Origin of the sequence: Sandarakinorhabdus rubra (assembly GCF_010994245.1) — a bacterium.
Classification (GTDB): domain Bacteria; phylum Pseudomonadota; class Alphaproteobacteria; order Sphingomonadales; family Sphingomonadaceae; genus Sandarakinorhabdus; species Sandarakinorhabdus rubra.
On record NZ_WMHO01000191.1, the window covers coordinates 1 to 5,008 of the forward strand.

The window sequence follows — 5,008 nt, forward strand, 5'->3', positions numbered from 1 at the left end:
CCCTGCTGGCCGTGGCGTGGCGCCTTTGGCGAGCCGGCGCGGGCGCGCGCGCCGCGGCGCTGGGCGGGCTCGTCCTCATCCAATTCGTGCTGGGCGTGGCTGTCATCCTCAACCACGTGCCGATCCCGCTGGGCGTTGCCCACCAGGGCGTTGCCGCGCTGCTGGTGGCGGCCACCGTTTGGGCGGCGCACTGGAGCACGCGGGGAAGACAGGCATGACGGCGAGGAATGTTCTGGGGGGCGACCTTGCGCCCTGCTCCTTCGCGCCGCTCACCGGCTGGCAGCGCGACGGCTGCTGCAACACCGATGCGTTCGATCATGGCCTCCACACCGTCTGCGCGGTGGTGACCGAGGAGTTCCTCGCCTTCAGCAAGCAGGTTGGCAATGACCTGTCGACGCCGCGCCCGGAGTTTGGCTTTCCCGGCCTCAACCCCGGCGACCGGTGGTGCCTGTGCGCCGGGCGCTGGGAAGAGGCCCGCCGCGCCGGCTTCGCGCCCGAGATTGTGCTGGAGGCCACCCATGAGAAGACGCTGGAGGTGACCCTGCTCGGCCATCTGCAGGCGCACGCGGTGACGCCCTGATCACAGCGTGGGACGGCGGCGACTTTGCCGGCGCCAAGCTGGCGGCGCTGATCGATGGCCATATCCTCACCTATCGCCGCGACGTGAAGCCGGGCATCCCCTGGCCCGGCCTGATCGATCTGCCAGGCGGCGGCCGCGAGGGCGACGAAAGCCCGGCCCAGTGCGCCCTGCGCGAATTGCAGGAAGAGTTCGGCGTCACCCTGCCCGAATCGCGGCTATGGTGGGCGCGGCCCTTCCCGGCCACCAGCGCGCCGGGCCGCATCGGCTGGTTCTTGCTCGGCCGGCTCGAAGCGCGCGACCTTGACGCCATGTGCTTCGGCGACGAGGGGCACAGCCCGCAACTGATTGGCATCGCCGCGTTTCTGGGGGCCAGCGATGCGGTGGCGCCGCTGCAGCAGCGCCTCGCGGCGGCCCTGCGGAGCCTGCCCAAGGATGCGGTATCAAGATACCACACGCCAAAAACCCCGCTTTTTCCTTGATCTGAGGCCGCTTTCGCACGATAGCGCCTGCCAACGCCGGGGTCTCGCTGCCCCGGCCGTTTCGTTTGCAACTGGAAAGCCCAGGAACACCGCATGACCACGCTCTCCCGCATCACCGCGCCGGCCAAGCCGGCCGAAGTCGAAAAGAAGTGGCTGCTGATCGACGCCGAAGGCCTGGTCGTCGGCCGCCTCGCCTCGATCATCGCCAACCGCCTGCGCGGCAAGCACAAGGCCAGCTTCACCCCCCACGTCGATTGCGGTGACAATGTCATCGTGATCAACGCCGAGAAGGTGCGCTTCACCGGCAAGAAGGCGACCGACAAGGTCTATTATCGCCACACCGGCCACCCCGGCGGCATCAAGGAAACCAGCCCGGCCAAGGTGCTGGAAGGCCGCTTTCCGGAGCGCGTGATCATCAAGGCGGTGGAACGCATGGTGCCGCGCGGGCCGCTCGGCCGCCAGCAGATGCGGAGCCTGCGCGTGTTTGCCGGCACCGAACATCCGCACGTGGCGCAGCAGCCCGAAGTGCTCGACGTCAAGTCGATGAACCGCAAGAACAGCACGATCGCCGGTTGAGGAATAGCAACATGACCGACACTCGCCAGTCCCTCTCCGACCTCGGCGGCATGGAAGCCGACACGGTCAACACCGCCCATACCGGCGGTGGCGGCCCGCCCGCGCCGCTGCGCGAACAGGAAATCGATGCCCTGGGCCGTGCCTATGCCACCGGCAAGCGCAAGAACGCTGTCGCCCGCGTGTGGCTGAAGCCCGGCACCGGCAAGATCACCGTCAACGGCCGCGACCAGACGGTCTATTTCGCCCGCCCGTCGCTGCGCCTGGTCATCAACCAGCCGTTCGACGTGGCCGATCGCCGTGACCAGTATGACGTGATCGCCACCGTGGTTGGCGGCGGCCTGTCCGGCCAGGCTGGTGCGGTCAAGCACGGCATCGCCCAGGCGCTGACCAAGTATGAACCGACCCTGCGCACGCCCGTGAAGCAGGCCGGCTTCCTGACCCGCGACCCGCGCGTGGTCGAGCGCAAGAAGTACGGCAAGGCCAAGGCCCGCCGCAGCTTCCAGTTCAGCAAGCGCTGATCCGGACGCTTTCAGTTTTCCGCGAAAGATGAAGGGGCTGCGCCAAGGCGCGGCCCCTTTTTCCATACCGGAAAGCAGCGACGCAGGGCGGCACCGGGGCAGCAGCTCCGGCGTTGTCGTGCTGAACCGTGGGCCGTGCTAAGCGCTGCTGCATGGCCAAACCGGACCCCGCGCCGCGCATCGCCTATTTTCATGGCCAACCGGGCGGCGGCGCCGAATGGGACGCCCTTGCCCCGCCGGGCCTTGCCGCCTTCGCGCCAGACCGCAACACCCCGATCAGCCCGCAGACTTTGGCCGCGCAGGTAGCGCAGAGCTGCGCCCTGGAACCGCTGACCCTCATCGGCTTCTCGCTCGGCGCGCCAGCCGCCTTGGCGGTCGCGCGGGACCTTGGGAAGCGGGTAGCGCAGGTCCACCTCGTCTCGCCGGCCGCACCCCTGGCGCTGGGGGATTTTCTGGACGACATGGCCGGCGGCACCTTGTTTCGCATGGCGCAATCCCGGCCCAGGCTCTTCCGCATGGCGGTCCATCTGCAAAGCCTGCTGGCCCAGACCGCGCCAAACTTTCTGCTCGACCGCCTGTTCGCCACCGCGGCCGGCAAGGACCGCGCGCTATTCCGTGAGCCGGCCTTCCGACAGGCAATGGCCCAGGTGCTGCGGGAAGGACTGGGGCGCGACCCGCGCGGGTTCATCGCCGACGTTGCCGCCTATGTTGCTGATGGCGGTGCCGATCTCGCCCATGTCGGCGCGCCGGTCACAATCTGGCAAGGCACGCAGGACAATTGGACTCCGCCGGCAATGGCCAGGGCATTGGCCGGTGCACTGCCCGGCCCGGTCACGCTCCACCTCCTGCCCGGATGCTCGCATTACTCGGCGCTGCGCGCGGCACTTGCCCGGTTGTGAGGCTGGCTGGCCACGTTCGCTGATGGCAAGGCCAGGTAGCGGCCAATACGCCCCAACCATTCTTGCATTTGCAAAAACTATCGCTTGAACAATGATTTGCGGCGGCCTGTCGCAGTTGGTCAACAGCACCGCAGCCGTTCATTTTCGCTTCAGCCGCCAGCCGTAAACGCCTGAGCTGCCTCCAACCAAAGGCCCCCAACCAAGGAGTGTGTCATGTTGCTGAAAAGAAATTCGCTACTGCTCGTCAGCGGCGCCCTGCTGGCCTTGTCGGCACCGGCGCTGGCCGAAACCAAGTTCGACGGTGTCTATGTTGGCGTGATCGGCAGCGTGCAGCTGCACAACAGCCGCAACGCCGTCACTGAAGGGACCACCGCCTTCCTGGGCCTGCCCGACACGGTCGCGCCGGAATCGCTGCGGCTCGACAATAACGATGGCTGGCGCGGCGGTGCCGTGGCTGGCTGGAACGGCTCGTCGGGCAGCCTTGTCTATGGCCTTGAAGCCGATGTCAGCTTCGGCGCCAACCGTGCCGGCGCGGCCTTTTCGGGCGCGGCCATCCCTGATCTGGCCCCCAATGGCCTGACCACCAGCGCCAGCCGCCGCATTGGGACCCAGGGCTCTCTGCGCGCCCGGCTGGGCACCACTGTGGGCGAGAATGTGCTGCTGTACGGCACCGGCGGCGTCGCGCTGGCCGATGTTCGCGGCACCGCCGGCGTGGTGGTAAACGGTGCGCCCACCGTTGCCTGGAGCGGTGAGCGCAGCCAGGGCCGCTTCGGCTGGACGATCGGCGCCGGCACCGAGTTCAAGCTGACCGACGGGGTGAGCCTGCGCGCCGAGTATCTCTACACCGATCTCGGCCGCCAGTCGGTGCTGGCAACCGGCAACAGCGGGGTGCGCGCCATCTCGGCCCTGAACGGCGTCGATTACCAGGTTGGCCTGCCCACCGCCGGCGGTGCGGCGCGTGTGGGCATCATCGCCCGCTTCTGACGCTCAACAGGCAATCCCTGTGGCACGAAGCCCCGGTTGGCAGCGCCCAACTGGGGCTTCTCTTTTCCTTTGTGGCCGCTGCTGGCACAAGGCCGGCATGATTCGTCGCCTCCTCCTCGCGCTGGCCCTGCTGTTGGCGCCTCCCGCCTTGGCCCAGTCGTTCAGCGACCAGCCCAACACGCGGGTGGAACTGATCGCCCAGAGCGCCCGCCCCGCCCCTGGCACCACGGTGCAGCTGGGCATTGAGCTGACGCCGAAGAAGGGCTGGCACACCTATTGGCTGAACCCCGGCGATGCCGGCGCGCCGACGCGGGTGGAATGGACCCTGCCGCCGGGCGTGGCGACCCCGCCGGAGCTGCAATATCCGGTGCCGGGCACGCTCGTCGTCTCCGGCCTGATGAACCATGTCTATGAAAAGACGAACATTCTCACCACGTCGGTGAACGTGCCGGCCGGCGTGGCGCCGGGCAGCGAGTTTCCGATCACGGTGAAGGTCGACTGGCTGGTGTGCAGCTTTGAGCAGTGCGTGCCGGAAAACGCCACCCTCACCCTGCCGCTCGTCATCGGCGATGGCGCCGCCGACCCTGACATGGGCGCCCGCCTCACCGCCGCCCGCGAGGCGCTGCCCAAGCCGCTATTGGCCACCGCGAGCTGGGCAAAGCAGGGCAACCGCTTCGTGCTCGCCGTGCCGCTGGCCGGTCTAGAGCGGGTGAAATCGGCCTGGTTCTTTCCGGCCGGGGACATGGTGATCAACCACGTCACGCCGCAGCAGGTGACGCGCGCTGGCGACGCGCTGCGCATCGAAACCGATGCCAATGCGCCGGAAGGCACGGTGAACGGCGTGCTGCGCGTCGAGATGACAGACGGCGCCGTGCTGGGCTTTGCCATCGCGGCCGGCGAAGGCACCGTGCCGGCAGCCGGCGCGGCGCTGGCGGCCGGTAGCGGCGAAGCCGACGATGCGGGCAGCGGCGG

At 68.4% G+C, this 5,008-nt stretch carries 8 protein-coding genes; all 8 read left to right on the forward strand.

Going from position 1 to position 5,008, the window contains the following annotated elements:
- The coding region (locus tag GJV64_RS11220) for a COX15/CtaA family protein (protein ID WP_205599604.1) at window positions 1-218 on the forward strand (218 nt) is incomplete at its 5' end.
- Window positions 215-580 (forward strand): DUF2237 family protein, encoded by a 366-nt coding sequence (locus GJV64_RS11225; RefSeq protein WP_164157314.1) that lies wholly within the window; start codon window positions 215-217, stop codon window positions 578-580. The genes GJV64_RS11220 and GJV64_RS11225, both read left to right, overlap by 4 nt.
- Window positions 581-642: 62 nt before the next feature.
- Window positions 643-1,059 (forward strand): NUDIX domain-containing protein, encoded by a 417-nt coding sequence (locus GJV64_RS11230; protein ID WP_408014986.1) that lies wholly within the window; start codon window positions 643-645, stop codon window positions 1,057-1,059.
- A 93-nt stretch (window positions 1,060-1,152) separates the two neighbouring features.
- Window positions 1,153-1,635, forward strand: coding sequence for a 50S ribosomal protein L13 (rplM, locus tag GJV64_RS11235; protein ID WP_164157315.1), 483 nt, complete (start codon window positions 1,153-1,155; stop codon window positions 1,633-1,635).
- A gap of 50 nt (window positions 1,636-1,685) precedes the next feature.
- The gene (gene rpsI / locus GJV64_RS11240; RefSeq protein ID WP_408014987.1) at window positions 1,686-2,153 is read left to right on the forward strand and encodes a 30S ribosomal protein S9; all 468 of its coding nucleotides are present in this window, start codon (window positions 1,686-1,688) and stop codon (window positions 2,151-2,153) included.
- Window positions 2,154-2,443: 290 nt separating this feature from the next.
- Window positions 2,444-3,052 carry an alpha/beta fold hydrolase gene (locus GJV64_RS11245; RefSeq protein ID WP_164157317.1) on the forward strand — a complete coding sequence of 203 codons (609 nt, stop codon included), beginning with the start codon at window positions 2,444-2,446 and terminating at the stop codon, window positions 3,050-3,052.
- Between the two features lie 213 nt (window positions 3,053-3,265).
- The gene (locus GJV64_RS11250; protein WP_164157318.1) at window positions 3,266-4,036 is read left to right on the forward strand and encodes an outer membrane protein; all 771 of its coding nucleotides are present in this window, start codon (window positions 3,266-3,268) and stop codon (window positions 4,034-4,036) included.
- A 97-nt stretch (window positions 4,037-4,133) separates the two neighbouring features.
- On the forward strand, window positions 4,134-5,008 hold an 875-nt coding region (locus GJV64_RS11255), incomplete at its 3' end, for a protein-disulfide reductase DsbD domain-containing protein (protein ID WP_268920644.1).